This is a genomic window from Chromobacterium sp. CCUG 76385, assembly GCF_059916625.1.
The window spans coordinates 104,000-129,060 of record NZ_JAUCGU010000010.1; the positions used below are offsets into that span (position 1 = coordinate 104,000).

The 25,061-nt window shown below is 64.8% G+C and carries 30 protein-coding genes; 23 read left to right on the forward strand and 7 right to left on the reverse strand.

All coding sequences use genetic code 11. The features are described from left to right. The first annotated feature begins 59 nt into the window (after positions 1 to 59). The 10 genes from QUG01_RS09210 (at position 60) to QUG01_RS09255 (ending at position 6,115) form a co-directional block, all read left to right on the forward strand. On the forward strand, positions 60 to 1,115 hold the full coding sequence (locus QUG01_RS09210) for a linear amide C-N hydrolase (RefSeq protein WP_500829868.1): 1,056 nt from the start codon (positions 60 to 62) through the stop codon (positions 1,113 to 1,115). A gap of 51 nt (positions 1,116 to 1,166) precedes the next feature. After that, positions 1,167 to 1,610: a YiiD C-terminal domain-containing protein gene (locus tag QUG01_RS09215; protein ID WP_043626958.1), complete on the forward strand. Its 444-nt coding sequence runs from the start codon at positions 1,167 to 1,169 to the stop codon at positions 1,608 to 1,610. A 73-nt stretch (positions 1,611 to 1,683) separates the two neighbouring features. Then, positions 1,684 to 2,865, forward strand: coding sequence for an alkaline phosphatase family protein (locus QUG01_RS09220; RefSeq protein WP_500829869.1), 1,182 nt, complete (start codon positions 1,684 to 1,686; stop codon positions 2,863 to 2,865). A 90-nt stretch (positions 2,866 to 2,955) separates the two neighbouring features. Further along, positions 2,956 to 3,411, forward strand: coding sequence for an NUDIX domain-containing protein (locus tag QUG01_RS09225; RefSeq protein WP_500829870.1), 456 nt, complete (start codon positions 2,956 to 2,958; stop codon positions 3,409 to 3,411). A 32-nt stretch (positions 3,412 to 3,443) separates the two neighbouring features. Beyond that, the gene (locus QUG01_RS09230; RefSeq protein WP_500829871.1) at positions 3,444 to 3,752 is read left to right on the forward strand and encodes a putative quinol monooxygenase; all 309 of its coding nucleotides are present in this window, start codon (positions 3,444 to 3,446) and stop codon (positions 3,750 to 3,752) included. After that, positions 3,745 to 4,242 (forward strand): DinB family protein, encoded by a 498-nt coding sequence (locus tag QUG01_RS09235; RefSeq protein ID WP_500829872.1) that lies wholly within the window; start codon positions 3,745 to 3,747, stop codon positions 4,240 to 4,242. The genes QUG01_RS09230 and QUG01_RS09235 overlap by 8 nt, the downstream gene beginning before the upstream one ends. Next, on the forward strand, positions 4,229 to 4,768 hold the full coding sequence (locus tag QUG01_RS09240) for a P-loop NTPase family protein (RefSeq protein WP_500829873.1): 540 nt from the start codon (positions 4,229 to 4,231) through the stop codon (positions 4,766 to 4,768). Before QUG01_RS09235 ends, QUG01_RS09240 begins: the two co-directional genes overlap by 14 nt. A 72-nt stretch (positions 4,769 to 4,840) precedes the next feature. Further along, the gene (locus QUG01_RS09245) at positions 4,841 to 5,230 is read left to right on the forward strand and encodes a YkgJ family cysteine cluster protein (RefSeq protein ID WP_043626951.1); all 390 of its coding nucleotides are present in this window, start codon (positions 4,841 to 4,843) and stop codon (positions 5,228 to 5,230) included. A 41-nt stretch (positions 5,231 to 5,271) separates the two neighbouring features. Continuing rightward, on the forward strand, positions 5,272 to 5,634 hold the full coding sequence (locus QUG01_RS09250; RefSeq protein WP_500829874.1) for a nuclear transport factor 2 family protein: 363 nt from the start codon (positions 5,272 to 5,274) through the stop codon (positions 5,632 to 5,634). Between the two features lie 16 nt (positions 5,635 to 5,650). Continuing rightward, entirely contained in the window at positions 5,651 to 6,115 is a 465-nt protein-coding gene (locus QUG01_RS09255) for a DMT family transporter (protein ID WP_043626947.1), read from the forward strand. A 32-nt stretch (positions 6,116 to 6,147) separates the two neighbouring features. Here QUG01_RS09255 and QUG01_RS09260 read toward each other — a convergent pair whose 3' ends face one another. The 3 genes from QUG01_RS09260 to QUG01_RS09270 form a co-directional block, all read right to left on the reverse strand. Beyond that, complete coding sequence (locus QUG01_RS09260; protein WP_500829875.1) at positions 6,148 to 6,330, reverse strand: hypothetical protein; 183 nt, start codon at positions 6,328 to 6,330, stop codon at positions 6,148 to 6,150. A gap of 184 nt (positions 6,331 to 6,514) precedes the next feature. Continuing rightward, complete coding sequence (locus QUG01_RS09265; protein ID WP_500829876.1) at positions 6,515 to 6,721, reverse strand: hypothetical protein; 207 nt, start codon at positions 6,719 to 6,721, stop codon at positions 6,515 to 6,517. Between the two features lie 287 nt (positions 6,722 to 7,008). Beyond that, positions 7,009 to 7,452 carry a Spy/CpxP family protein refolding chaperone gene (locus QUG01_RS09270; RefSeq protein ID WP_500829877.1) on the reverse strand — a complete coding sequence of 148 codons (444 nt, stop codon included), beginning with the start codon at positions 7,450 to 7,452 and terminating at the stop codon, positions 7,009 to 7,011. Between the two features lie 374 nt (positions 7,453 to 7,826). On the opposite strand from QUG01_RS09270, the gene QUG01_RS09275 reads away from it, so the two are divergent. The 6 genes from QUG01_RS09275 to QUG01_RS09300 all read left to right on the forward strand — a co-directional run bounded on the left by QUG01_RS09275 (position 7,827) and on the right by QUG01_RS09300 (position 13,040). Next, positions 7,827 to 10,094, forward strand: a complete 2,268-nt coding sequence (locus tag QUG01_RS09275) for a DUF3141 domain-containing protein (protein WP_500829878.1) — start codon at positions 7,827 to 7,829, stop codon at positions 10,092 to 10,094. Between the two features lie 64 nt (positions 10,095 to 10,158). Then, positions 10,159 to 10,425: a VF530 family protein gene (locus QUG01_RS09280; RefSeq protein WP_500829879.1), complete on the forward strand. Its 267-nt coding sequence runs from the start codon at positions 10,159 to 10,161 to the stop codon at positions 10,423 to 10,425. 62 nt (positions 10,426 to 10,487) lie between these two features. Beyond that, complete coding sequence (locus QUG01_RS09285) at positions 10,488 to 11,057, forward strand: DUF4337 domain-containing protein (protein WP_500829880.1); 570 nt, start codon at positions 10,488 to 10,490, stop codon at positions 11,055 to 11,057. A gap of 106 nt (positions 11,058 to 11,163) precedes the next feature. Continuing rightward, positions 11,164 to 11,772 carry a glutathione transferase GstA gene (gene gstA / locus QUG01_RS09290; RefSeq protein ID WP_500829881.1) on the forward strand — a complete coding sequence of 203 codons (609 nt, stop codon included), beginning with the start codon at positions 11,164 to 11,166 and terminating at the stop codon, positions 11,770 to 11,772. A 158-nt stretch (positions 11,773 to 11,930) separates the two neighbouring features. Continuing rightward, positions 11,931 to 12,263: a nucleotide pyrophosphohydrolase gene (locus QUG01_RS09295; RefSeq protein ID WP_500829882.1), complete on the forward strand. Its 333-nt coding sequence runs from the start codon at positions 11,931 to 11,933 to the stop codon at positions 12,261 to 12,263. A 42-nt stretch (positions 12,264 to 12,305) separates the two neighbouring features. Continuing rightward, on the forward strand, positions 12,306 to 13,040 hold the full coding sequence (locus tag QUG01_RS09300; protein ID WP_500829883.1) for an NAD-dependent protein deacylase: 735 nt from the start codon (positions 12,306 to 12,308) through the stop codon (positions 13,038 to 13,040). Positions 13,041 to 13,087: 47 nt separating this feature from the next. Here the strand turns inward: QUG01_RS09300 and QUG01_RS09305 are convergent, their stop codons facing one another. Further along, positions 13,088 to 13,642 carry a hypothetical protein gene (locus QUG01_RS09305; RefSeq protein WP_500829884.1) on the reverse strand — a complete coding sequence of 185 codons (555 nt, stop codon included), beginning with the start codon at positions 13,640 to 13,642 and terminating at the stop codon, positions 13,088 to 13,090. A 304-nt stretch (positions 13,643 to 13,946) separates the two neighbouring features. Continuing rightward, positions 13,947 to 17,432 carry an indolepyruvate ferredoxin oxidoreductase family protein gene (locus QUG01_RS09310; RefSeq protein WP_500829885.1) on the reverse strand — a complete coding sequence of 1,162 codons (3,486 nt, stop codon included), beginning with the start codon at positions 17,430 to 17,432 and terminating at the stop codon, positions 13,947 to 13,949. Between the two features lie 363 nt (positions 17,433 to 17,795). On the opposite strand from QUG01_RS09310, the gene rarD reads away from it, so the two are divergent. From rarD to QUG01_RS09345, 7 genes are all read left to right on the forward strand, one after another. After that, entirely contained in the window at positions 17,796 to 18,710 is a 915-nt protein-coding gene (gene rarD, locus QUG01_RS09315; RefSeq protein WP_500829886.1) for an EamA family transporter RarD, read from the forward strand. 182 nt (positions 18,711 to 18,892) lie between these two features. Next, positions 18,893 to 19,144 carry a hypothetical protein gene (locus QUG01_RS09320; RefSeq protein WP_500829887.1) on the forward strand — a complete coding sequence of 84 codons (252 nt, stop codon included), beginning with the start codon at positions 18,893 to 18,895 and terminating at the stop codon, positions 19,142 to 19,144. Beyond that, the gene (locus tag QUG01_RS09325) at positions 19,138 to 19,446 is read left to right on the forward strand and encodes a hypothetical protein (RefSeq protein ID WP_103318813.1); all 309 of its coding nucleotides are present in this window, start codon (positions 19,138 to 19,140) and stop codon (positions 19,444 to 19,446) included. The genes QUG01_RS09320 and QUG01_RS09325 overlap by 7 nt, the downstream gene beginning before the upstream one ends. Before the next feature lie 156 nt (positions 19,447 to 19,602). Beyond that, a complete protein-coding gene (locus QUG01_RS09330; protein WP_500829888.1) occupies positions 19,603 to 19,788 on the forward strand; it encodes a hypothetical protein in 186 nt (61 codons plus the stop codon). Next, entirely contained in the window at positions 19,782 to 20,435 is a 654-nt protein-coding gene (locus QUG01_RS09335; RefSeq protein ID WP_500829889.1) for a GNAT family N-acetyltransferase, read from the forward strand. The genes QUG01_RS09330 and QUG01_RS09335 overlap by 7 nt, the downstream gene beginning before the upstream one ends. A 135-nt stretch (positions 20,436 to 20,570) precedes the next feature. Further along, positions 20,571 to 21,059 carry a GNAT family N-acetyltransferase gene (locus tag QUG01_RS09340; protein WP_500829890.1) on the forward strand — a complete coding sequence of 163 codons (489 nt, stop codon included), beginning with the start codon at positions 20,571 to 20,573 and terminating at the stop codon, positions 21,057 to 21,059. 438 nt (positions 21,060 to 21,497) lie between these two features. Next, the gene (locus QUG01_RS09345; RefSeq protein WP_500829891.1) at positions 21,498 to 23,372 is read left to right on the forward strand and encodes a M3 family metallopeptidase; all 1,875 of its coding nucleotides are present in this window, start codon (positions 21,498 to 21,500) and stop codon (positions 23,370 to 23,372) included. A gap of 66 nt (positions 23,373 to 23,438) precedes the next feature. On the opposite strand, the gene QUG01_RS09350 is transcribed toward QUG01_RS09345, so the two are convergent. Both QUG01_RS09350 and QUG01_RS09355 read right to left on the reverse strand, forming a co-directional pair. Further along, positions 23,439 to 23,984, reverse strand: a complete 546-nt coding sequence (locus tag QUG01_RS09350; protein ID WP_071110697.1) for a CpXC domain-containing protein — start codon at positions 23,982 to 23,984, stop codon at positions 23,439 to 23,441. 71 nt (positions 23,985 to 24,055) lie between these two features. After that, positions 24,056 to 24,907, reverse strand: coding sequence for a D-hexose-6-phosphate mutarotase (locus QUG01_RS09355; protein WP_500829892.1), 852 nt, complete (start codon positions 24,905 to 24,907; stop codon positions 24,056 to 24,058). Positions 24,908 to 25,061: the final 154 nt, after the last annotated feature.

The following is a 25,061-nucleotide window of genomic DNA, read 5'->3' on the forward strand; positions in this document are numbered from 1 at the left end:
AACCGCTCGCCTTAGGCGCTGTCTATAAGTTTTTGATAATTTTCGATAAAGGGTCCCGGATGGATATGAAGACTGCCTTGCATAGCCTGCTGATCGCGTCGACGACTTCGTTCGCGCTGTGGTCCCCGGTGGCGGATGCCTGCACCCGCACGCTGTGGAATACCAACCATCTCGCCGTGCTGGCAGGGCGGTCCATGGACTGGGCCGAATCCACCCAACCCCGGCTGATGATCCTGCCGCGCGGCATGGCGCGCGATGGCGGCAAGCTGGGGCCGGCCACCGTGATCAAGGACAATGCGGCGCGCTGGACCTCCAAATACGGCAGCGTGGTGACATCGGCCTATGGCGTCGGCGCGGTGGATGGCATGAACGAGAAGGGACTGGCCATGCACCTGTTGTTCCTGACCGCCACCGACTACGGCGCGCGCGAACCGGGCAAGCAGGGCGTGCAGGCCGGGCTGTGGGGCCAGTATCTGCTGGACAACGCGGCGACGGTGGCGGAGGCGCTGGAGGTGATGAGAGCCATCCAGCCGGTGATGGTGGAATTCGCCGGCTTCAAGTCCTCGCTGCATCTGGCCATTGAGGATGCCAGCGGCGATTCGGCGCTGATCCAGTACGTTGACGGCAAGCCGCAGATCTATCACGGCCGGGAATTCCGCGTGCTGACCAACGATCCGCCGTATGCGCAGCAGCTGGCGGAACTGAAGAAGTGGGATTTCTCCCAGGCCACGCGCGAGACGCCGCTGCCGGGCAATGTCAATCCGGTGGACCGCTTCATCCGCGCCAACTACTTCCTGAGCACGCTGCGCGAGCCGCAGAGCCAGCGCCAGGCGGTGGCGTCCATCCTGTCCGTCGCGCGCAATACCTCGGTGCCGTTCAACGCGCCGTACAAGACGCCGGGGTCGAGCTATGACACCGAATACCGTACCGTGGCGGACCTGAGCAACCGCCAGTATTTCTTCGAGCTGGCCAGCAGTCCCAACGTGATCCGGGTGGACCTGGACCAGATGGACTTTTCCGCCGGCGCGCCGGCGCGGATGCTGAATCCGGACAATGTGGAGCTGTCCGGCAGCGTCAATCAGCAATTCCAGCCGCTGGCCAAGGCGCCGTTCTGAGCATGAGCGTCGCTGAGAATGGCCTTATCATGCCCGGCTCCAGGAGACGCCATGCACGCTGAGCAACTGCAAGCCTATCTGCACCAGCACATCCCGCTGTCCCGCGCGATGGAGGTATCGGTGGCCGCCATCGATCCGGACCAAGTGAGGCTGACCGCGCCGCTGGCGCCCAATATCAACCATTGCGCGACGGTGTTTGGCGGCAGCGGGTCGGCGCTGGCCATCCTGGCGGCTTGGTCCTTGCTGCATATCCGGCTGAGGGCCGAGGACCGGAACGCTACATTGCTTATCCAGCGCAACAGCATGGAGTATGAGCAAACCATCGCCGGTGAGTTTTCTGCGCGCGCCTTCCTAGCGGAAGCGGATAGCTGGCCGCGTTTCATCAAAACCTTGTCGCGTCGCGGCAAGGCCCGCATTGCGGTGACGTCGGTGTTGGAACATGATGGCGCGCAGGCGGGCCGGCTGTGCGGCGAGTTTGTGGCCTTGTCGAGCTAGCATGGCGCGGTCAGTCGTTGACGGGCCGGGCGGCGAGGACAACAATGCGGTTTTCCCAATCGGCATAGCCGCCATGTCCAATCTGAAATCCCGTTGTTCCGGGGCCGCTTGGCCGGATTATCAAGGCGGCGGCCTGCTCAACCTGATGCAGACGCTGAGTTGGGAGCTGGGCGGCCCGGATCTGGGTTATCCGCCGCTGGCCACGGATGTGCTGGCCGGCATTGGCCATCACCGCCATGTCTGCCTGTTGCTGATAGACGGCCTGGGCGCGGCGCAGCTGCGGCGGCTGGGGCCGGAAACCCGCTTGAATCTGCGGCGGCGGGCCACCTTGAGCAGCGTGTTTCCGCCCACGACGGCGGCGGCGGTGACCACGGTGTTGACCGGCCAGCCGCCGGGCCGCCACGGCCTGATAGGCTGGCATCAGTTGCATGGCGAGGAAATCATCGCGCCCTTGCCGCTATATGTGCGCCATTCTGCTGGCAGCGCCAGCGCGCCGCAGCAGCTGGCCGATACGCTGTTCAGCGCGCCGCCGCTGTTCGAGCGTTTTTCCCGCCCGGCTTTCCTGATGTTGCCGGAGGACATCTGCCACTCGCCATGCAGCCGCCACCATGCCGGCAGCAGCATGCGCCTGCCTTACCGCGATTCCGAGGATGCCTTCGTCCAGCTCACGGCGCGGCTGTATTCGCCGGTGCCGGCTTTCCATTATTTGTATCTGCGGCAGATGGACACGCTGATGCACGAGATCGGCCCGGACGACGAGGCGGCAGTCAGGCTGCTGGCCGAGCTGGACGGCGATTTCGGCCGCCTGCTGGACGCGGCCAAGCAGAACGACGCGGCGGTGGTGGCGATTGCCGACCACGGTTTTGTCGCCGCGCCGGCCGAACAATGGCTGGATGTGGACGAGATTCCGGAACTGTACAGCTTGTTGGCGCGCCCGCTATCCGGCGAGACGCGCATGAGCTACTGCCATGTGAAGCCAGGCTGCATGGAGCGTTTCATCGAGCTGGCGCGCGCGCGGCTGGGCCACGCCTGCTGGGTGGAGCCAAGCGCGGAACTGCTGGCTGCCGGCGTGTTTGGCCCGGGGCCGGCGCATCCCGACCTGGCTCATCGCTGCGGCGACGTGGCGCTGATCGCCAAGCCGGGCTGGAACCTGCGCGACACGCTGCCCGGAGAGCGCAAGCTGCAATTGGCCGGCACGCATGCCGGCGTGCATCCGGACGAGATGGAAATCCCCTTGATCGTCTACCGCCCCTGAACGCGCATTTTTCTGCCAACCGCCTTGTTTCATGTAATGCCAAATACATATTTGATTTGGTATACTGGCCGGTTTACAGGGAGGAATGGCATGCAACATCGCATAGCCGCCGGCGTGATCGTCGAGCATGAGGGCAGGGTACTGATGGTGCGGCATTGCAAGCCGGGGGTGTACGACTTCTGGGTGGCGCCGGGCGGCGGGGCCATCGATGACGAGCCGCTGGCGGACGCCGCGCGGCGCGAAGCGTGGGAAGAGTGCGGGTTGCGGGTGGAAATCGGGCCGCTGGCCTATATCGAGGAATTCGCCAGCCCGCAAACCCGCGAGTGCAAGTTCTGGTTCACCGGCAAGCTGCTGGGCGGCGCCATCGATTGCAGCGCCGAGGAAGCGGTGCGCGAGCACATCGTTGAGGCGGCCTGGTTGGCGCGCGGCGAGTTTGCCGACAAGACGGTGTTTCCTCCCATGCTGCTGGACGATTATTGGCGCGACCGCGAGCATGGCTTTATTGCGCCGCGCTACGTCGGCCTGCGCCAGATGGAATTCTATTGAGTCGATGGGCTCACTTCAAACCGGGATATGCCATGTTTCCGTTGATTGTGACGCTGCAAGTAAAGAAGCCGGCCGAGGCGCCGGCGGTGGCCGCCGCGCTGGCGCGGATGCGGCCGCTGTGTCTGGCCGAGCCGGGCTGTCTGTTGTGGGAGGCCTACCATTCCCAGGCCGACGCCAGCCAGTTTGTGCTGGTGGAGCATTGGGAAAGCCGCGGCCATTGGGAGGCGCACGGCAAATTGGCGGCGATTCAAGAGATTTATCTGCCTGAGGTGCTGCCGCGGGTCAATCGTGCCGCGCATCCGTGCGACAGGCTGGGACGGGAGGCGGAGCGCGATGACTGAGCACCCCTTGCTGCTGCAGGCCTACTCGCAGCTGCTGATCCAGCTGGAAGAACTGCCGGTGTTTTTGCGCAGGACCCTGTCCGGCTTGCCGGGCGAGGTGTGGGGCCGCCAGCCGATACATGATCGTTCGCCGCTGTTGGAGCATGTCTGGCATGTGCACGATTGCGAGACCGATCTGTACGGCATGCGCATCCGCCGCGTGCTGAGCGAGGAGCGGCCGCAGCTGGCGCCGATGGAGGTGTCGCACTGGCCCGCGGCGCGCGCCTATCATGCGCGCGACGGCGAGGCCGGCATTGCGGCCTTCACCGCGCAACGGGCGGCGCTGCTGGCGCAGTTGAAAAGCCTGGATACCAAGCAATTGGGCCGCAGCGGCATCCGCGGCGACGGCACCACGATCAATGTGCTGGGCCTGGTGGAGCAACTGGCCGAACACGACCGCGACCATCGCTGGCGCATCGCCGCCATTCTGCGCAGCTATGCCGGGATGTGAGACGCCGCGCCGGGTGCTGATCGTCGGCGGCAGCGGCGCCGGCAAAAGCACCTTGGCGAAGTCGCTCGGCCGCGCGCTGGCCTTGCCGCTGGTGGAGCTGGACGAATGGTTCTGGGGGCCGGGGTGGGTTCGCCAGGAGGGGTTCGAGGCCAGAGTGGCGGCGTTGGCGCAGGGCGAGCGCTGGCTGGCCGAAGGCTGCTATGGTTCCGCGCTGCGCCAGTTGCTGCCGCGCGCCGACTTGGTGGTCTGGCTGGATTATCCCCTCAGCTTGATGGCTTGGCGCATCGTGCGCCGCAGCCTCTTGCGGGCATGGCGCGGCGAGGCGCTGGCGCATGGCAACCGCGAAACCTTGCGCGGCACGTTGTTTTCCAAAGATTCCCTGCTGCTGTGGGCCTGGCGCAGCCACGGCAAGCGCCGCGCCGAACTGGCCGCGCTGCGCGACGCGCATCCGCTGGCGCAGTGGCATGTGCTGCGCGGCCCGGACGAGACGGCGCGCTGGCTGCGCGCCTTCCGCTTGCCGGTTTGACGCGGCGTCCGTAGAATGCGCGCTTTCCCGCAACGGGAAAGTATCGCGTATTCAATGTGTTAAGGATGCCACGTGGCCGATATCAATCGCCTGGAAACCTGGATCAAGTACAAGAACGGCCTGTGCGGCGACTGCATGGCGTCCTGTTGCACCATGCCGGTGGAAGTGAAGCTGCCGGACTTGGTGCGCATCGGCGTGGTGGACGAGTTCGAGCTGGAAGAGCCGATCAAGAACATCGCCAAGCGGCTGGAAAAGCAGCGGGTGATCCAGCATTTCAATTTCAAGAACAGCCTGTTCACCTTGGCGCAGCGCGCCAACGGCGATTGCCTGTATCTGGACGCGCAGACCCGGCGCTGCACCATTTACGAGCGCCGCCCCAATACCTGCCGCAACCATCCCAAGATCGGCCCCAAGCCCGGCTTTTGCGCCTATACGCGCAATAGCCGCGCGCCAGGCAAATAATTCCATTAACCTGTTTGCCTTCGAATAGATCGGGAGCCGACATGTCCGCACAGTTGATCCGCCGCTATTGGGAATGCGCCAATGCGCGCGACTGGACCGGATTCGCCGACACCTTGCATCCGGATGTCGAATACCGGGTGCCGCAGACGCGCGAACGGATCCGCGGCGTGGACCAATACGTGGCATTCAATGCCACCTATCCGGGCGACTGGCGGCTGGAGATTGTCCGCGTGCTGGCCGATGGCGATCAGGCGGTCAGCGAGATCGCGTTTCACGTGGAACAGCAGACGATGTCCGGCATCAGTTTCTTCACCATCCAGGATGGCCTGATCCGGCGCATAGACGACTGGTGGCCGGAACCGTATGAGGCGCCGGCGCGCGCCGTGGCAGTGGAACGATATTGAATAAGAGGGGATGACAATGCAGGCAATCTTTCCGCTGCTGGCGTTCCTGGTCGGCGTAGTGGTGCCGATGCAGGCTGCGGTGAACAATCAATTACGCCAGCTGATAGGCGGCAGCACGCTGCTGGCGGCATTGGTGTCGTTCAGCGTCGGGTGTTTGACCCTGGCCCTGCTCAGCCTGGCTACCGGCCAGCGTTGGCAGAGCCTGGCGGCGCTGAGCCGCGTGGAGTGGTGGATGCTGCTGGGCGGCGTGCTGGGCGCCGGTTTCGTGTTCGGCACCACGCTGTTGGCGCCGCGGCTGGGCGTAGCCACTATGGTGTCGCTGATCATCGCCGGGCAGGTGTGCACTTCGCTATTGTTCGATCGTTTTGGCTGGTTGGCTATGCCGCTGCGCGATCTGAGCGCGGCGCGGCTGATCGGCGCGCTGTTGGTGGTGGCGGGCGTGCTGCTGGTGAATTTCGGCGACCGCTGGTTCGGCCGATAAAGACAGCCCTGCCGGGATGGCAGGGCGTGGGCTCATTGCGCGGGCTTGGCGACGACGTCGCTGGGTTTAACGGGCTGGTTCATCTCATGCAGCGACAAGGGCACGCTGGGCAGCACCACGGTGCTGTCGAACGGCCGGGTGTTGGCATCCTGGGCGCTGGCCAGGTTGGACAACAACATGAGCAGAACGGCCATTAGTGGAGCGAACAGTTTCATTGTGAACTCCTTCTTGGGCGTGAGCGGCGATTCGGGGCGATCTGTTCGATGCGCCTCCGCGCGATGGCCTGACCGGCGGCCAAGCCTGATTTCAGTATGACTCCCTGTTTTGCCCAGCGTGCGGAGATGGCGGCGCGATTGTGTTTCTATGTCTTAAGCGCCGTTTCTAAACGGCATGGCGGCCTCAGCCGGCCGGCGCCATCGGTTGCGAGGGGCGGGCCGGAGCGGGCGGAGCGGGCGGAGCGGCCGGCGTCGCCGGCGCCTTGGGCGCAGGGTAGGGATAGATCGGAGTCGGGTAGAAATACCATATGCCGCCCACGACCCACCACCAGCCGTAGCGGCCATCATGGTTGCCATGGCGCCAGTGGCCACCGCGCCAGTTGAGGGACATATCGTCACTTGGCCTATCGGCGCCGGCGAGCGCCGGGCCAGCCAGTCCAACGAGCAATAACAGCAGGGATGAAAGCTGGCGGCTTGTCATGGCGAGTCGTGCAGTCGGTTGAGGGTATTTATCGCTTTGCATCCGCCGCGCGGGGACGGATGCCGGTCCGGCGCTGACCGAACGCGGCAAGCGCAGCGTGTCAGGCATAAAACAGGAAGCGCGCTTAAATTGGCCGCAGCCTCCCCCTCAGCAAGGCGGCGGAGCAAGCCTGATCAGAGACGGCCCCGCCGCGCCGTTCAGCCGTGATTCGGGCTGGATGCCTCGCGCTTGCCGCGATGTTGCCACTCGCCGCCCGGGCGATGCAAGTTGTCCATCACTTTGCGCTGTTCAGGCGTCAGCTGTCCGTAAAAAGCTTTCAACGCGTCCAGGCGTTGCTGCATTTCGGCCTGCTGCTGTTGCATCATCTGTTCCATTCTTTCCGGCGCACTATCCTGGCCCTCTTTCGGCGGCATGGGCTTGCGCGGCTTCATGGCCTCGACGAAGTCGTGCCAGGCGCTTTCCTGTTGCGGCTGCAGTTTCAGCTTGTCATGCAACATCTGCATATGCCTGGCCATCATTTTCTGGTGCATGGCCGGGTCCATCTGCCTATCCGGATGCGGTGGCTCAGCCGTTTCCGCGGCTTGAGCGGCGCTGACGCAGAGAATGCTGGCAAGAAGCAATGACCTGTAGAGCAGAGGCATGGCGGGTACTCCTGTTAGTGCATGAGCTATCGGCAGTATCGGCCAAATTTGTCAGCGGAGTATTGCGGCGGGCAAACCGGATGTTCAGCTTTGTTAAAGCGCGGGACCTCCTAGGGGCTGTTGACGTTTGGAGAGCGGTCGCGCCGGGATGCGTTTTGCGACGAATCGAGGCGTTTCGCGCGCCGCATTTCATTCTCTGCCAGCGCGGAACAACGAAGAGTCGGCGCGAAAGGCGCCCGGCCCTGCGGGTTTGGCGAAGCTCAAACGCGATCCACTCACCAAACGTCAACAGCCCCTAAGTTCTTGGCGCAGGATGCGGTGCGCTGCAGCATGGTGGACTACAGTGAAAGCTGTTGACAAAGGGAGAGCGGGGCATGGCAGAGTCCGACAAAGCAGGATGGTGGTCGCTGGGGCAGCACTGGATGGACTACTGGACGGATGCGCTGCAGCGCGGGCTGTTGTTCTGCGATGTGCTGCGCGAGCGCGGCGACACCTATCTGGAGCACGCGGCCTCCGGCAACCCGCCGGTGCTGGTGTTTGATTTCGACATCATCATGGACGGCCGCGAGCTGCCGCAGCCGGTCAACTACGCGCTGGCGGCGATCCGCCCGCCGGCCAACTGCACGCCGACCGATGCCAGCCTGCGCCCGTTCGTGGTGATCGATCCGCGCGCCGGCCACGGTCCGGGCATCGGCGGCTTCAAGATGGACAGCGAGATCGGCATCGCGCTGCGCCAAGGCCACCCCTGTTATTTCGTGATGTTCTTTCCGGTGCCGGTGCCGGGGCAAACCATAGAGTGCGTATGGCGGGCCGAGAAAGCCTTCCTCAAGCGCGTGCGCGAGCTGCATCCGGGCAATGCCGGCAAACCGTTCGTCATCGGCAATTGCCAGGGCGGCTGGGCGCTGGCGATGGTGGCGGCCTCGGCGCCGGACGATGTCGGCCCCATCTTGCTGGCCGGCTCGCCGCTGTCGTACTGGGCCGGCGTGGCCGGCAAGAACCCGATGCGCTACCAGGGCGGCCTGTTGGGCGGCACCTGGCTGGCTTCCTTGACCGGCGACCTGGGCCACGGCCAGTTCGACGGCGCGCATCTGGTGTCCAACTTCGAGCAGCTGGACCCGGCCAACACCTATTGGAAAAAGGGCCACCATCTATACACCCATGTCGATACCGAACGCGGGCGGTTTCTGGAGTTCGAGCGCTGGTGGGGCGGCCACTATCTGCTGAACAAGGAGGAGATGGAGTGGATCAGCCAGAACCTGTTCGTCGGCAACCGCCTGAGCCGCGGCGAGGTGTATCTGGACGAGGGCGCGGTGCGCATCGATTTGCGGCAGATCCGCTCGCCCATCATCGTGTTCGCGTCCTGGGGCGACAACATCACGCCGCCGCAGCAGGCGCTGTACTGGATCGCCGACCTCTACAACTCCGTCGAGGACATCCGCGGCAATGAGCAGACCATAGTCTACTGCCTGCATGAGCAGATCGGCCATTTGGGCATCTTCGTGTCCGCCGGCGTGGCCAACAAGGAGCACAGCGAGCTGGCCAGCGCGCTGGACTTGATCGATGTGCTGCCGCCGGGACTGTACGAGGCGGTGATCACCGATACCCACCCGGAAACGCCTGGCCTGCAGTATCTGCAAGGCCGTTACGTCATCCGCTTCGAACCGCGCGAGGTGGAAGACATCCTGGCCTTGGGCGATGGCCGCGAGGGCGAGCGCGCTTTCCAGGTGGTGAAGCGGGTGGCGGAGATCAACCAGCAGCTGTACGACTGCTTCGTTTCGCCGTGGGTCAGGGCCGGCGGCTCGCCGTGGAGCGCCCATCTGCTGCGCGAAATGCATCCGTCGCGCTTCGAGCGGCGCTGGTTCTCCAGCCGCAATCCGCTGCTGACCGGTTTGTCGGACTGGGCCGACAAGGTGAGGGCGGCGCGCAAGCCGGTGTCCCAGGACAATCCGTTCTGGCAGTGGCAGCAGACGGTATCCGACTGGACCGCGAGCGTGCTGGACGGTTACCGCGACCAGCGCGACGCGCTGAAGGAAATGACTTTCCGCGCCGTCTACGACGCGCCGCTGACCGCCGCGCTGGTGGGCCTGCATCCGAAGCGGGCCTATCACGTGCCGGGCTACCATGCCGGCTGGGAGCGCGACGAGATGCTGCGGCTGAAGAAGCGCGAGCTGGAGCAGCATTACTCCGAGGGCGGCGCGGTGGACGGTTTCCTGCGTTTGCTGATCTATGTCGCCATCGGCAACGGCGTGGTGGATGTGCGGCCGTTCAACGCCATCCGCCGCGTGATGCAGGATACCGGCCTGGGCGAGGATCTGACGCTGGAGGCGTTCAAGCAGGTGGTGCGGCGCCAGACCTGGCTGGTGCGCAACGATGAGAAACGGGCGCTGGCCACCATCAAGGACCTGCTGCCCACCGATCAGCAGCGCGAAATGGCGCTGGAACTGGTGATGCTGCTGTTGTCGGCGGCCGGGCCGATCAGCGTGGACAAGCAGCAGCGGCTGGGCCGCATGGCCTTGGCCATGGGGGTGCCCGGCGTCAGGCCGGCCGCGCCGGAGCCTACCGTCGAGGCGGCGCCGTCGACCGCGGCGCCGACGAAAAAGCCCAAGGCGCCGCGCAGCCGCAAATCCGCCTCCTCCAAGTGACTTGGCTGGCGCCACGCCGCGGGCTTACACTCGCGGCTTTCTTCATTTAGACAGGACGCGCGGCATGAGCACGCAGGCCAATAATCCCACTCACGGCGTCACGCTGGAAATGATGCTGAACCAGCTGCTGGCGCATTACGGCTGGGATGGCCTGGCCAGCCGGATCGACATCCGCTGCTTCAGCCAGGACCCCAGCATCAAGTCCAGCCTGGTCTTCCTGCGCCGCACGCCATGGGCGCGCGCCCGCGTGGAAGCCTTGTTCGCGCAGATGAAAGCCGGCGGCCCGCGCGATGAGCGGCCGCGGCTGTTTTCCAAAAAAACCGGCGGCTGAGCAACCATTTCCGCTTGATCGCGTTATGCTGTGCGGAAACACAAACGCATGGGAGAAGCGATATGGAAGTGGAAATCAGCGTGGAAGCGGAAAAGAAGCGCCTGAACAGCTGGGTGGCGCTGACCGTGGTGCTGCTGTCGGTGCTGATGGGCCTGGGCAAGCTGAAGGACGACAATATCGTGCAGACCCGCCAGCTGCAGAAGGCCGACGTAGCGGATGCCTGGTCGGAATACCAGGCCAAGAAAATCAAGCTGCACCTGGCCGAGGCCAGTCTGCGCCAGGCCGAGATGCTGGCCATCGCCAATCCCGCCAGCGCGGGGGCCTTGAAGCCGCAGCAGCAACAGCTGAAGCATGAGCTGGAACGCTACAAGCAGGAGAGCCAGGATTTGCAGCGCAAAGCCCAGGCCAAGGAGCAGGGCATGGAAACGTTGAATGCGCGTCACGACTTGTTCGACATCAGCGACGCGGCGCTGTCCATCGCGGTGGCCTGCGCGGCGGTGGCCGCGCTGTCTGCCAATCTGCTGCCGCTGTTCGCCGCCTGGGGATTCGGCGCCGCCGGCATCCTGTTCTGGCTGGCAGGCTTTGCCGGGTGGAATCTGCGTATCGAGTGGCTGGTGTCGCTGCTGGGCTGAGGGGTTTGGCCCTGGGCGGAACGTGGTTGCAATCGACCGAGTTTTGGCACACGCTGGCTGGGTTTGCGGTGCGTCCCATCCTTTCCATTCAGCAAGGAGTCGTGAGATGAAACTGTATTATTCGCCTGGAGCCTGCTCGCTGGCCTCTCATATTGCCCTGATCGCCAGCGGCCTGCCGTTTTCTTCTGAGAAGGTCAATCTGCGCGAAATGCCGCATACCACGGCCAGCGGCGCTGATTTCTCCGCCATCAATCCCAAGGGCTATGTGCCGGCGCTGCAGCTGGACAATGGCGAGCTGCTGACCGAGGGCGCGGCGATATTGCAGTACATCGCGGACCATGCGCCGGACAAGAAGCTGGCGCCGCCCAATGGCACGCTGGAGCGCTACCGGCTGCAGGAATGGCTGAACTTCATCGCCACCGAAATCCACAAGAACTTCTCGCCGCTGTTCTTCGCCAAGACCGACGCGGCCAAGGACGAGGCGTGGCAGCGGCTGCAACCGCGTTTGGCCTTGCTGCAGCGTCAGCTGGAAACCACGCCCTATCTGCAGGGCGACCAGTTCAGCGTGGCCGATGCCTATCTGTTCACCTGCCTCTCCTGGGCGCAATATGTGCATCGTTCGCTGGCCGACTATCCGGCGCTGCTGGCTTTCCTGCAACGGGTGGCGGAATTGCCGGCGGTACAGCAGGCGCTGAAGGCGGAAGACCTGATTTAACGCGTCTGTTTGCATGGCTTGACGATGCCCGGCCTGGCCGGGCATTTTCGTTTGCCCGGCAAGTATCCGCAGACAACGCCCAGAGCCTGGCCTGCTGTGAGATTGCTACTGTCTGTGTCGGTGCCTGGATGTTTCACGTGAAACGGGAATGGATGAATATGAGCGACGAGATTTTGATCGATACCCGCGGCCTGACCGCGGCCCTGCAGCGTTTTGCCGACGAGCGCGACTGGAACCGCCACCACTCGCCGCGCAATCTGGTGTTGGCCCTGGTGGGCGAAGTGGGAGAACTGGCGGAAATCTTCCAATGGCTGGGCGATGACGGCGCCGCGGCCTTGCGCGACGATTCGGCGCGTTTTACCCATCTGCAGGAAGAGATCGCCGACGTGTTGCTGTACCTGACCCGGCTGGCGATGGTCACCGGCGTCGATCTGGATCAGGCGGTTCGGGACAAGATGGTCAAGAATGCGATCAAGTATCCGGCGCCATAAGCCCTGCGCTATAGTGCCGGGAGTGGCATGCAAGGATGGATGATGAGCGCGACTGAGCAACAGCGGCAGTATCTGCAGCAACTGATAGACGATGCCGGGCGGATCGCCGTGTTGACCGGCGCCGGCATGAGCACCGAATCCGGCATTCCGGATTTCCGCTCCGCCGACGGCCTGTGGTCGCGGGATATGAGCCTGGCCGACGTGGTGTCCATCGACTACTTCCGTCGCGCGCCGGCCGCCTTTTGGCAAGCCTTCCGCGAAATCTTCCGCATCAAGCTGGTGGGCGACTACCAGCCCAACGACGGCCACCGTTTCCTGGCGGCGTTGGAGCAGGCCGGCAAGGAAGTCACCATCCTGACCCAGAATATCGATGGCCTGCACGGCCGCGCCGGCAACCGCCGCGTGCTGGAGATGCACGGCACCTTGCTCAGCGCCAGCTGTCCGGACTGCGAGACGCCGCATCCGCTCGACTATGTGCAGCAGCACGAGGTGCCGCCCTGTCGTCGCTGCGGCGCGGTGCTGAAGCCGGATGTGGTGTTGTACGGTGAGGCGGTGCCGCTGATCGACGTGGCCTTCCAGGCGGCGCTGAACGCCGACCTGCTGCTGGTGATGGGCTCGTCGCTGGAGGTGTCGCCGGTCAATCTGATCCCGCTGGAAGCGGCGCGCGCCGGCGTTCCCTGCGCGCTGATCAACTACACCCCCACGCGTTTCGATTCGCTGTTCGATCTGTGCATCCAGGCCGGCATAGGCGAAACTTGCCGCGGGCTGCGCGCTTAGCCCCTATCCTGGCGGCTGTGCCATTGTGAGCATATCCGGCCGCAGTGTTACTGCGCAGGCGGGAAGCTCCCTGCATCCTGGCAGTTTTCCACCAACAGGCCGTCCGGGCTGCTGTTGGGGACATAGACCTGGTTGACCGGCGACGGCGGGTAGTCCGGATCGGGCGCGCAAGCGGCGCTCTGGCCGGTGCCGACCGCCACCTGGGCGCCGGCTTTCAGCTGGCAGCGCACCACGTGGTTGAGCTGGCTCCACGAAGGGCAGATCGCGTTTTCGGCGCGGTATTGCGCCACCGGTCCCTGCGGTTGGCTGAACGACCACCAGCGCCCCATCTGCGAGCTGGGTTTGCTGTCGTCCCACACCCGGTACACGAGCACGGCGGCGCCGGCATCCTGCTGGTAGACCGTCCCTTCGCACAGCCCTCCCTTACCCGGCGCGCCCACGGCTTGCGCCAGCAGCGTCGGGTTTTGCGCCGCGCTCATGCCAAGGGGCGGCGGCATCACGCTGCCGATGCAGCCGGCCATTTTGGCCGGCGGGTTGCTGGAACACGCGATCAGGATCAGGCTGAGCGAGGCGATTGCGGCGCGGCGAAGCAGGGCGGTCATGTGATGGTCTCCAGGCGGTGAAAATCTTTTGGCATGTCTTGAAACATAGAAGATTTTCTTGTCATGTCCAGGGGCTGTTGACGTTTGCTGCGGGGATCGCGTTTGAGCCGATTTGGGCCGGGCGCCTTTCGCGCCGACTCTTCGTTGTTCCACGCTGGCAGAGAATGACTATGCGGCGCGCGAAACGCCTCGATTCGCCGCAAAACGCATCCCGGCGCGACCGCTCAGCAAACGTCAACAGCCCCTAGGGCGTAAAAAAGGCGCCGACAGCAGTCGGCGCCAAAAGCTGCGGAAAATCTTATGCTCAGGCCACGGCGGCGCTGGCCGCCGGTTTGCCCGGCTCGCCGGCATGGCCCAGCAGCTCGGCCTGCTTCGCCTTCGCCTGCTGGTAGTTGCGCAGCTTGATGTGGCCGAAGCCGCGCACGCCTTCCCAGGTCTTCATCCATTCCACCGCCTGCGGCAGCGTGGCCAGATTCAGCCGCGAGAGCACGGTCGGCAGCTGCTGTTCGAACTCGGCGATCAACCGGCGCTCCAGCTTGCGGTCCGCCTGCCAGGCGAACGGGTCCAGCGCGCTGCCGCGCAGGAAGCGCAGCTTGGCCAAGGCCTTCATCGCCGGCATCAGCCACGGGCCGAAGGCGATCTTGCGCGGCTGGCCGCCGGTGAGCCAGGCCACGCCGATGTGGAAGCGCAGCTTGTAGTCGCCGTCGAACTGGGCGGCCACCTCGCGCTGGAACTCGCCGTCGCTGTACAGCCGCGCCACCTCGTACTCGTCCTTGTAGGCCAGCAGATGGTAGTAGGCGCGCGCGGCGGCCAGCGTCAGCGCGGTGCTGCCCGGGTTGACGGCTTCCTCGGCCTGCTTCACCTGCTGCACCAGCGCCTTGTAGCGCTCGGCCAGCGCTTCGTTCTGGTAGGCGGTGAGCAGGGTGGCGCGGTGATGGACCACTGCGTCCGGCGTTTCGCGCGGCACGAAAGCGACCACGGCGCTCGGCGTCACCAAGGCTTCCACCCGGGCCGGATCGTGCGCGGCATGGCGGCCCCAGCTGAAGGCGTCCTGGTTGAACTTCACCGCCGCGCCGTTCAGCCGCACCGCTTCCATGATGGCTTCCAGCGACACCGGCACCAGGCCCTTTTGCCAGGCGTAACCGAGCATGAACATATTGCTGGCGATGGCGTCGCCCATCAGCGCGGTGGCCAGCCGGTTGGCGTTGACCTCGCTGAAGCGGCCGGCGCCGACCGATTCGATGATGGCGTCCTTCATCGATTTGGCCGGGAAGCGCAGGTCAGGGTTTTTCAGGAAGCCGCTGGTCGGCGATTCATAGTTGTTGACGATGGCGTAGCTGAAGCCCTCGCGCATCTTGGCCAGCGCTTCTTCCGCAGCGGTCACCACCAGGTCGCAGCCCAGCACCAGGTTGGCGTCGCCGGCGGCGATGCGCACGGCGTGCAGCTGTTCCTGATGTTCGGCGATGCGAACGTGCGACCACACCGAGCCGCCTTTCTGCGCCAGGCCGGCCATGTCCAGCACCGTCACGCCCTTGTTGTCCAGATAGGCCGCCATGCCCAGCACCTGGCCGATGGTGACCACGCCGGTGCCGCCGACGCCAGTCACCATGATGCCGAACGGCTCGTGCAGCGCCGGAATCTTCGGTTCCGGCAGAGCCGGCATCTTGGCCAGATCGGCGCTGGCGCCGGCCGGCTTCTTCAGCTTGCCGCCTTCCACTGTGACGAAGCTGGGGCAGAAGCCCTCGACACAGGAGTAGTCCTTGTTGCAGCTCGATTGGTCGATCTTGCGCTTGCGGCCCAGCGGGGTTTCCACCGGCAGCACCGACAGGCAGCCGGATTTCTGGCTGCAATCGCCGCAGCCTTCGCACACGCGCTCGTTGATGAAGGCGCGCTTGGCCGGGTCCGGAAATTCGTTGCGCTTGCGCCGGCGGCGCTTTTCCGCCGCGCAGGTCTGGTCGTGGATCAGGATGGTGACGCCTTCGGTGTCGCGCAGCTCGCGCTGCACGCGGTCCAGTTCGCGGCGGTGGAACACGTCGATGCCGGGGGCCAGGCCCTGGGCATGCTTGTATTTTTCCGGATCGTCGCTGGTGATCACGATGCGCTTGACGCCCTCGGCCGCCAGCTGGCGCGTCATCATCAGTACGTCCAGATAGCCGTCCACGTGCTGGCCGCCGGTCATCGCCACCGCGTCGTTGTACAGGATCTTGTAAGTAATGTTCACTTTTCCGGCCACCGCGGCGCGGATGGCCAGGATGCCGGAGTGGAAGTAGGTGCCGTCGCCCAGATTGGTGAAAATGTGCTTGGTGGTGGTGAACGGCGCCTGGCCCAGCCAGGTGATGCCTTCGCCGCCCATCTGAGTGAAGGTTTTGGTGTTTTCCGGGGTGATCCAGTGCGCCATGTAGTGGCAGCCGATGCCGGCCACGGCGCGGCTGCCTTCCGGCAGCTTGGTGGAGGTGTTGTGCGGGCAGCCGGAGCAGTAGTGCGGCACGCGGGCGATGGATTCGCGCGGTTTGACCAGCTGCGCCTCTTTATCGTCGTAGAACTTCAGGCGGTCATGGATGACCGGGCTGTCGTAGATCAGCGCCAGCCGGCTGGCGATGGCGCGGGCGATCATGGCCGGCGTCAGCTCGCCGGCGGCCGGCAGCAGCCAATCGCCGTGCGGCAGCGCCCATTCGCCTTTTTCGGCGAACTTGCCCACCACGCGCGGGCGCACGTCGTCGCGCCAGTTGTACAGCTGTTCTTTCAGCTGGTATTCGATGATCTGGCGTTTTTCTTCCACCACCAGAATCTCTTCCAGCCCCTCGGCGAACTGGCGCACGCCTTCCGGCTCCAGCGGCCACACCATGCCCACCTTGAAGATGCGCAGGCCGATTTCAGCCGCCTGGACCTTGCTGATGCCCAGGTCGTCCAGCGCCTGCATTACGTCGAGGTAGCTCTTGCCGCAGGTGATGATGCCCAGACGCGGCTTGGGCGAATCCAGCGTGATGCGGTTCAGCTTGTTCTCGCGAGCGTAGGCCAGCGCGGCGTACAGGCGGTGGTGCAGCACGCGCTTTTCCTGCGCCAGCGGCGTGTCCGGCCAGCGGATGTTCAGGCCGTCTTCCGGAATGGGGAAGTCCTTGGGAATCTTGAATTCGAAGCGTTCCGGCGAGATGTCGACGATGGCCGAGCTTTCGATGGTGTCGGTGATGGCCTTGATCGCCACCCAGCAGCCGGAATAACGGCTCATCGCCCAGCCGTGCAGGCCCAGGTCCAGCACTTCCTGCACGCCGGACGGGGACAGCACCGGTATCATGCTGGCGGCCAGGATGTGGTCGGACTGATGCGGGAAGGTGGACGATTTGGCCGCATGGTCGTCGCCGCACACCAGCAGCACGCCGCCGTGCTTGGAGGTGCCGGCCACGTTGCCGTGCTTGATCACGTCGCCGGAGCGGTCCACGCCGGGGCCCTTGCCGTACCACATCGAATAGACGCCGTCGTATTTGGCGCCCTCGAACATATTGACCTGCTGGGTGCCCCAGATGGCGGTGGCGGCCAGGTCTTCGTTGAGGCCGGGATGGAACACCACCTTGTGGGCGTCCAGGTGCTTCTTGGCCTTCATCATGGTCTGGTCGACGTTGCCCAAGGGCGAGCCGCGATAGCCGGTGACATAGCCGGCGGTGTTCAGGCCGGCGGCCTGGTCCAGTTGTTGTTGCAGCATGGGCAGGCGCACCAGCGCCTGAATGCCTGTCATCAGTACCTGGCCGGTGGGGGCGGTGTATTTTTCTTCCAGGTCTGCATGGCGGATTGACATGGTTTCTCCTCCTGTCGTGCTCGCTTGTGGCGATCAGCCCGCGGGCGGCCTTGTGGGCGGCATGTGCCGGGCGTCTGCTGCGTAGCAACGCGATGACACTTTATTTTTATACCGTGTGCCCTGGGTATGCGCGGCTGATGCAGCTTAGAGTGTTAACCCTAATGCCGCCAGACTATAGTTGACGTTTACGTCAACGTCAAATGGATCGCGCGGGGCAGCGCATGCTAGTGCGGTTTATGTGCCAGTGCAGCAAAAATCTTTGTTTTGTTAAGTGTTTGTGAACGGACTGTGCAGGGTTTAATGATTATTCCTAGCGGACAAAACGGGTAAGCTGTCTGTTGGAGCATTGTTTTCGAGAATCCCATGTCTGTTTCTTCATCCGATGGCGCCGGCCGCGGCGTGCTGTACACCGTAGGCGCCTTCGTCTGCTGGGGGCTGTTCCCGCTGTATTGGAAACCGCTGCACAGCGTTCCGGCTTTGCAAATTCTGTGCCACCGCATCGTGTGGTCGGTCCTGTTCGTCGCGCTGGTGCTCAGCGCGCTGCGGCAATGGGGCGATCTGCGCGAGGCGCTGCGCCGCCCGCGCCAGCTGGGCATCTTCGCCTTGTCGTCGACCGTGCTGTCGCTGAACTGGCTGATCTATATCTGGGCGGTGAATGCCGGCCATGTGGTGGAGGCGAGCCTCGGTTATTTCATCAATCCCTTGGTCAATGTGCTGCTGGGCCGCTTGTTTCTGGGCGAGCGGCTGAGCCGGCCGCAGCGCCTGGCGGTGGCCTTGGCCGCGGCGGGCGTGGCCTGGCTGACCCTCAGCGCCGGCGCGCTGCCGTGGATCGCGCTGTCGCTGGCGGCCACCTTTGGCCTGTATGGCCTGCTGCGCAAGATGGCGCCGCTGCCGTCACTGCCGGGGCTGGCCTTGGAGACCTTCCTGATGTCGCCGCTGGCGCTGGCCGCACTGTTATGGTTCGCCTGGCGCGGCGATGGTGCGTTCGGCCATCTGGGCTGGCAAGGCGACTTATTGTTGGTCGGCGCCGGGGTGGTCACCGCGGTGCCCTTGTTGATGTTCGCCGCCGGAGCGCGCCGCTTGAAGCTGGCCACGGTGGGGGTGATCCAGTACATCGGCCCCAGCATCCAGCTGGCGCTGGGCGTGTTGCTGTATGGCGAGCCGTTCGGCCCTGACCGCGCGCTGGGCTTTGCCCTGATCTGGGCGGCGCTTTTGCTGTATTCCGCCATCGGCCTGCGCGGCTTGTGGCGCGGAAGACGCAGCCCCGCATCGGTCTGAAAGCCGCGTCCTGATTGAACAGCCCCGCCAAAGCGGGGCTGTTTGCTTATGGCGTTCGGGTTTTCTGACGAATGGCGGGTACGCCTGTCCGAAAGTACGGATTGGGCTGGCTATAACCGAAGAAAGACGGCGGAGCGAGCGCGGTGCTGTGGCTGGTTTGCTTGGTGTTTTTGGCTAGCGCGGTGAGCGTGCGTTACTGGCTGCGGCAGCGCGGCGCGACGGCTTTGCGTCTGCTGGCCGGATTGACGGCGCTGCTGGCCTGGCTGCTGTACCCGCGCCTGCCGTTTTGGCTGTTGCCGTGGATGCCGGACGCCTACGGCATGGCGTGTTATGCCGCCTTGGTTGGCTTGCAGCTGGGCCTGACCGATGCGGTAGTGAAAACTTGGCTGGCGCGGCGGCAGCGCGCCCATGGCGGAAAGGAAAAACAATGGTAGCCCTTTATCTCGTCAGTCTGGTGTTCTTCCTCACCGATATCATTACGCGGCTGGCGTTGCGCACCCGTTCTTGGCGCGCGGTGGAACTGACGCTGGTGGCCGGTCTGGCCTTGGCCTGGCTGCTTTATCCGCACCTGAGCGATTGGGCGGTGCCGCTGATGCCCAGCGAGCAGGGCATGCTGCTGTACGCCACGCTGGTGGGCTTGCAGCTGGGTCTGATGGACGCGGTGCTGCGCACCAGCCTGGGGCGCTGGCGGCAGGCTTATCAGCGGTCGCACGAACCTGGACGTATCCAGCACTGATGCGGGCAGCGCTGAACAATATGCTTGACGAGTAGTTGGCGAGCGCGCAGACTGCGCGCTCCCGCGCCGAAGGAGCCATCCGCCGGCGCCAGGGTAGTCCGGAGGGCCGCAAGCGCCCTCCATCGCTCTTTATCGTTCTTTACAGGTACCGCCATCATGGCATCGTTCTTTATCTTCCTGCCGCGCCATCTGCAGCGCGACATGCTGGGCGACGAGTCGCGCCCAGCCGATCCAGCCTTGCGCCGATTATTCGCGCCCCTCCATCCCGACGATCGCTTCGAGCGCCAGCAGTTCTTGCAACGCGCCGAACAGATGCGTCTGGAGAAGGGCGGCCTATGTTGAATCTCCCCTTGATCTCATCCCGCCTGCTGCTGCGCGATTTTTGCGCCGACGACCTGCCGGCCTATCAAGCGTTGCGCGGCACGCCGGGCTTTGGCCGGCATGCCGCGGCGGGCGAGCTGAGTCCGGCGTACGCCGCCATGCTGCTGCAGCGCTTCATCGAGCAGCAGCGCCCGCCGCGCCGCGCCTGGCAGCTGGCCATCGCGCGGCGCGACAACGGCGAGCTGATCGGTTCGGTCGACTTGCGCGGCAGCGCCGCGCCCGGCGTGGCCAGCTTCGGCCTGGAGCTGGCGGAAGCCGCTTGGGGGCTGGGCCTGGCGCAAGAAGCCGGCAGCATGGTATTGGACGCGGCTTTCAATGCGCTGGGCTTGCGCCGGATCGAGGCCGACACCGCCGAAACCAATCGCCCTGCGCGCAAGCTGGCGGCGCGGCTCGGTTTTGTCGAGGCTCCGGCTCGCAATGGACGGGTGCCGTTGGCGCTGAGCCTGGGCATGCTGGGCGCGGAAAGCGACTGGCGGCTGGAGGGCAGCGCCTTGCAGCGGCAGGATGGCTGCTGGCGCTTGCTTAGCCCGGGACAAGCCGATTTCTATCATGGCAATGCCTTGCTATTGGACCAGCCGCCGGCGCTGCGGGGGCGGGAATACTGGTAAACGCGTTTTGACGCCGCTTTCTCCGGCCATGCCGGCATCCGCCACCGCACGCTGTGGTGGCTGCAGACCGGTCAAGATTGCCAGGCGCGTTACCGCGCTTGGCTGGACGCAGGCTATCGCTATCACGAAAGCACGGTGCTGCTGCTGGGCGAGTCGGAGCGGCGGCCGGTTCCCGCCAGCCCCTGGCTGAGCATCCGTCCGCTGGCCGGCGAGGCCGATTGGGCGCAATGGCGGCAGTTGCTGACGGATACGCGCGAGCCTGGCCATGCCGAGGCCGATTACCGCGCCTATCTGCAGGGCCGTCAACAGCGCTTGCTCGAACGGGAAGCGGCCGGACAAGGCCACGTCTGGGGCGTGTTCGACGGCCGCGCGCTGCTCAGCTGCGCCGGCCTGTTCCTGTTGACCGGCATGGCGCGTTTCCAGCATGTGACCACGGCGCCGCATGTGCGGCGGCTGGGGCTGGCCAGCCAGCTGCTCAGCCATCTGGCGCAATGGGGGCTGCAACGGACCTCGCGGCTGGTCATCGTGGCCGACGCCCATGATCACGCGCTGGATTTGTACCGGAAGCTGGGCTTTGTCGAGGCCGGCCGCGAAGCGTCGCTGTGCGGGTGGCCGCCAGGCTGAGCGTTGTGGCTAGGGGCTGTTGACGTTTGGTGAGTGGATCGCGTTTGAGCCGATTTGGGCCGGAAGCAAGGCGCACAGTCCGCCGCATAGTCATTCTATGCAAGGGCTGGGCAACGCGGCTTCCGGCCCAAAGCGGCCAAACCCGCAGGGCCGGGCGCCTTTCGCGCCGACTCTTCGTTGTTCCGTGCTGGCAGAGAATGACTATGCGGCGCGCGAAACGCCTCGATTCGTCGCAAAACGCATCCCGGCGCGACCGCCCACCAAACGTCAACAGCCCCTAACAATGCGCATGGCTCATGATTTTTTTGGTCAATTCCCAGTATCTGCTTGACCTTGATCCCGTTTTGAAATGAGACTTGCTCATGCATGCCGCTGTCTTTGACTACAGCTGGATACAAGCCGCCATCCGAGCGGCGACACCCTTCAGGAGAAATGGGAATGACTGCATTGGCAGCGCTGCGCGGCGAGTTCGACGCGCTCAACCACGAGTATCTGGCCATCCACAAGGCCAAGGAAGATCTGTTCTGGGACACCTATATGGCGGTGTCCGACGACGACGCCGGCTTCGCCCGCGCCGAAGCCGCGTTCAAGGATTTCATCTCCAGCCCTGAGCGGCTGGCGCAAACCCAGTCCGCCATCGCCCAGCTACAGGCGCTGCCGGCCGGCGCCGAGCGCGACGCGCTGCTGCACGGCTTCCAGGGCTGGCGGGCGCTGTTTGCAAGCAACATCATCGAAAGCGAGGAAGCGCGCCGGTTGATGACGGAGCTGGTGGAGCTGGAATCTCAGCTGTTCGCCCAGCGCCGCGATTACCAATTGCAGCACATCAACGAGGCCGGCGAGCGCGAGAATGCGACGCTGAGCGGCTTGTCCACCAATATGGGCACCAACCGCGACGAGGCGGCGCGCAAAAGCTCGCACGACGCCTTGCTGGGCCTGGAGCGCTGGGTGCTGGACAACGGTTTTCTCGACATCGTCGGCAAGCGCAACCAGCTGGCCCGCAGCCTGGGCTACGCCGACTACTTCGAATACAAGGTGAAGAAGAACGAGCAGATGACGCCGGATCAGCTGTTCGCCATTCTGGATGATTTCGAGGCGCGCACCCGCGACGCCAACCAGCGCGCGCTGGACGAGCTGCAGGCCAAGCACGGCGCCGCTGCCTTGCAGGGCCACAACCTGCGCTTTCATATGAGCGGCGACGTCACCCGCCAGATCGATCCCTACCTGCCGTTTTCCAAGGCGGTGGAACGCTGGGTGCTGAGTTTCCGCCGCCTGGGCATCCAGTACCGTGGCGCGACCATGCAGCTGGACCTGATCGAGCGCCAGGGCAAGTATCAGAACGGCTTCTGCCATGGTCCGATTCCGTCCTTCTTCGACGGCGCAAGCTGGGTGCCCGGCCAGATCAACTTCACCGCCGACGCCAAGCCGGATCAGGTGGGCAGCGGCGCGCGCGCCATCAACACCCTGTTCCACGAAGGCGGCCATGCCGCGCACTTCGCCAATGTGACGCAGAATTCGCCGTGCTTCTCGCAGGAGTTCGCGCCGACTTCGATGGCGTATGCCGAAACCCAGAGCATGTTCTGCGACAGCCTGCTGGACGATGCCGATTGGTTGAAGCGTTACGCCCGCAACAGCCAAGGCGAGGCGATCCCGGACGAGCTGATCCGCGCCCGCATCGAGGCCGCCCAGCCGTTTTCCGCCTACGCCGAGCGCTCCATCGCCGTCGTCGCTTACTTCGAGCGCGCGCTGTACGCGCTGCCGGAAAACGAGCTGACCGCCGAGCGCGTGCTGGAACTGGCGCGCGCCAGCGAGCGGCGCATCCTCGGCATCGAGGTCAGCCCGCGTCCGCTGCTGGCCATTCCGCATCTGCTGAACCAGGAATCAGCCGCCGCTTATCACGGCTACCTGCTGGCCAATATGGCGGTGTACCAGACCCGTGCCTTTTTCCTGCGGCAGTTCGGCTACCTCACCGACAACCCGGCCATCGGCCCGCTGCTGGCCCAGCATTACTGGGGCCCGGGCAACAGCATCAACCACAACGCCACGCTGCTGAGCCTGACCGGCGAGCCATTCAACGCCCGCTATCTGGCCGACAGCTGCAACCAGAGCGTGGAGCAAGCGTGGGCCGAGGCGCAGAAGCTGATAGCCGAATCCGCCGCGCGCGACTATCCGGCGCAGTACCCGGGCGATCTGGATGCGCATATCCGCCTGGTGCACGGCGCGGAGCTGATCGCCGACAACGCGGCCGGCGACGCGGCGATGTTCGACCGCTTTGAAAGTTGGGTGGCCAGCCGTTACCCGGCCAGCGTGCATTGAGTCTGGAGTTGAAACGCGAAACGGCCAGGGAAACCTGGCCGTTTTGCTTTGGCGCGCCGACAGCCGTTATTGCTGCCGGTAGATCAAGCGTCCTTCCAGCAGCAGTTCGCTCGGCGTCAGCGCCAGATTGTTGCTGGAGGCGGCGCGGTCGAAGACGAAGCGCTGGCCCTGGTATTCGATCCAGGCGCAGATCGGCTCGCCTTGGAAGCGGCCGAGGATTTCTTCGGAGCGGACGACCTCGGCGTCGGCCGACAGCATCAGGCCCTGCGGCGATTCGTTCTCCACTTGCCAGCTGTCGTTGTCCACGGGTTGCGGGTCGTGCCGGGTGGCGGATTTCAGCCACATGCGGAAGATCCACAGCGGCAGCACCACGCGATGCACGCGCTTGTCGTCGCTGATGACGCAGGCCACCGGGAAGGTTTCGCCGCATTTGGGGCAGCGGGCGTCGGCGGACAGAAAGATCTTGCCCTGCATCAGGCTGGCAATGCCTTCCATGTGTTCGGCGCTGACCATGGAGCGGCATTGCGGGCAATGCTTGCCGAAACGGCGCACGCTGTTGCCGTTGGCAAAGGTGAGCGGAAGGAAGCGGGAAATCTTGTCTGGTCGTGCCATTGCTGCAATGTTCCGGTATGCGGGGAAACGCCGCCGGATCGCTGCCGGCGGCAAGTCATCGATTATAACCCCTAGTCGCGGCAAGAGAAATCCACACGGCAAGCCAGCTTATGCGCCGCGCCCGGCGCGAGCGTGCGGGCATCGTCGCCGGCGTTGGCGGTTTCGACGCAGACGAAGCGACGCCAGTCTGCATCCGGCAGGTCCGCCAGCCGCTGCGCCTTGGCCGGCGCTGGGTTCCACACCACGGCGCTGTGCGAGCCGGCGCTGGCGATGCGGACGGCGCGCCGCCAGCCGGCATCCTGCAGCGTGATGGCGCCGCCGCGGTAGGCCACCAGGTCCACCTCGCCGTCAAAGCGGAACGGCAGGGCAGGCAGATTCAGCCGGCGGTCGCTGAGCTTGTCGTGCGCCGGCGCGCCCTCCAGCCCCAGCAGTTCGACGCTGTCGATGTCGGATACCGCGAAATAGCTGTGCAGCGCGGCGCTGACGGTTTGCGGCAATGCGCCATGGTTGGCTGTGGTCAATTCGATGGCGATGTCGTCCGGGCCGATGCGGAAGTCCAGCTCGGCCGACAGCTCGCCGTGGCGCGGTGCGCTGAGTTTCACGTGGAACACTTCGCCGTCGCGGGACGCTTCGGCCAGCGTCCATAGCTGCTGGCGGGCCACGCCATGCGCCGGCTGCGCGGCGTCGGAAGGATGGGCGCCGAACCAGGGCCAGCATACCGGCACGCCGCCGCGTATCGCCTTGCCGGGCTGATACGCCGATTGCGGCGACAGGTAGAACAAGGGCGGCTGCTCGCCCCGGCGGTAGTCCAGCAACTGGCCGCCCAGCAGCGCGATGCGGGCGGAAAAGCCGTCGCCGGCCAGCAGAATCTGCTCCACGCCAGGCGCCAGTTCGGCCAGGCTCATTCCTTGCGGGTAGGACATGTGCGCTCCATCGAAATCCAGAAAAAGACCGATGATAGCGCGTGGCGCCAGGGGCGTGCTGCGGTGGATCAGGGTTTGCTAGGGGCTGTTGACGTTTGGTGAGTGGATCGCGTTTGAGCCGATTTGGGCCGGAAGCAAGGCGCACAGTCCGCCG

Coding starts and splice junctions, on each gene's coding strand:
- QUG01_RS09265 (WP_500829876.1), bottom strand. CDS start 6,721: ATGTCCCTCAACTGGCGCGGTGGCCACTGGCGCCATGGCAACCATGAT.
- QUG01_RS09275 (WP_500829878.1), top strand. CDS start 7,827: ATGGCAGAGTCCGACAAAGCAGGATGGTGGTCGCTGGGGCAGCACTGG.
- QUG01_RS09270 (WP_500829877.1), bottom strand. CDS start 7,452: ATGCCTCTGCTCTACAGGTCATTGCTTCTTGCCAGCATTCTCTGCGTC.
- QUG01_RS09330 (WP_500829888.1), top strand. CDS start 19,603: ATGGCATCGTTCTTTATCTTCCTGCCGCGCCATCTGCAGCGCGACATG.
- QUG01_RS09220 (WP_500829869.1), top strand. CDS start 1,684: ATGTCCAATCTGAAATCCCGTTGTTCCGGGGCCGCTTGGCCGGATTAT.
- QUG01_RS09260 (WP_500829875.1), bottom strand. CDS start 6,330: ATGAAACTGTTCGCTCCACTAATGGCCGTTCTGCTCATGTTGTTGTCC.
- QUG01_RS09300 (WP_500829883.1), top strand. CDS start 12,306: ATGAGCGCGACTGAGCAACAGCGGCAGTATCTGCAGCAACTGATAGAC.
- QUG01_RS09235 (WP_500829872.1), top strand. CDS start 3,745: ATGACTGAGCACCCCTTGCTGCTGCAGGCCTACTCGCAGCTGCTGATC.
- QUG01_RS09325 (WP_103318813.1), top strand. CDS start 19,138: ATGGTAGCCCTTTATCTCGTCAGTCTGGTGTTCTTCCTCACCGATATC.
- QUG01_RS09305 (WP_500829884.1), bottom strand. CDS start 13,642: ATGACCGCCCTGCTTCGCCGCGCCGCAATCGCCTCGCTCAGCCTGATC.
- QUG01_RS09215 (WP_043626958.1), top strand. CDS start 1,167: ATGCACGCTGAGCAACTGCAAGCCTATCTGCACCAGCACATCCCGCTG.
- QUG01_RS09335 (WP_500829889.1), top strand. CDS start 19,782: ATGTTGAATCTCCCCTTGATCTCATCCCGCCTGCTGCTGCGCGATTTT.
- rarD (WP_500829886.1), top strand. CDS start 17,796: ATGTCTGTTTCTTCATCCGATGGCGCCGGCCGCGGCGTGCTGTACACC.
- QUG01_RS09345 (WP_500829891.1), top strand. CDS start 21,498: ATGACTGCATTGGCAGCGCTGCGCGGCGAGTTCGACGCGCTCAACCAC.
- QUG01_RS09295 (WP_500829882.1), top strand. CDS start 11,931: ATGAGCGACGAGATTTTGATCGATACCCGCGGCCTGACCGCGGCCCTG.
- QUG01_RS09240 (WP_500829873.1), top strand. CDS start 4,229: ATGCCGGGATGTGAGACGCCGCGCCGGGTGCTGATCGTCGGCGGCAGC.
- QUG01_RS09350 (WP_071110697.1), bottom strand. CDS start 23,984: ATGGCACGACCAGACAAGATTTCCCGCTTCCTTCCGCTCACCTTTGCC.
- QUG01_RS09250 (WP_500829874.1), top strand. CDS start 5,272: ATGTCCGCACAGTTGATCCGCCGCTATTGGGAATGCGCCAATGCGCGC.
- QUG01_RS09310 (WP_500829885.1), bottom strand. CDS start 17,432: ATGTCAATCCGCCATGCAGACCTGGAAGAAAAATACACCGCCCCCACC.
- QUG01_RS09355 (WP_500829892.1), bottom strand. CDS start 24,907: ATGTCCTACCCGCAAGGAATGAGCCTGGCCGAACTGGCGCCTGGCGTG.
- QUG01_RS09285 (WP_500829880.1), top strand. CDS start 10,488: ATGGAAGTGGAAATCAGCGTGGAAGCGGAAAAGAAGCGCCTGAACAGC.
- gstA (WP_500829881.1), top strand. CDS start 11,164: ATGAAACTGTATTATTCGCCTGGAGCCTGCTCGCTGGCCTCTCATATT.
- QUG01_RS09230 (WP_500829871.1), top strand. CDS start 3,444: ATGTTTCCGTTGATTGTGACGCTGCAAGTAAAGAAGCCGGCCGAGGCG.
- QUG01_RS09225 (WP_500829870.1), top strand. CDS start 2,956: ATGCAACATCGCATAGCCGCCGGCGTGATCGTCGAGCATGAGGGCAGG.
- QUG01_RS09280 (WP_500829879.1), top strand. CDS start 10,159: ATGAGCACGCAGGCCAATAATCCCACTCACGGCGTCACGCTGGAAATG.
- QUG01_RS09210 (WP_500829868.1), top strand. CDS start 60: ATGGATATGAAGACTGCCTTGCATAGCCTGCTGATCGCGTCGACGACT.
- QUG01_RS09255 (WP_043626947.1), top strand. CDS start 5,651: ATGCAGGCAATCTTTCCGCTGCTGGCGTTCCTGGTCGGCGTAGTGGTG.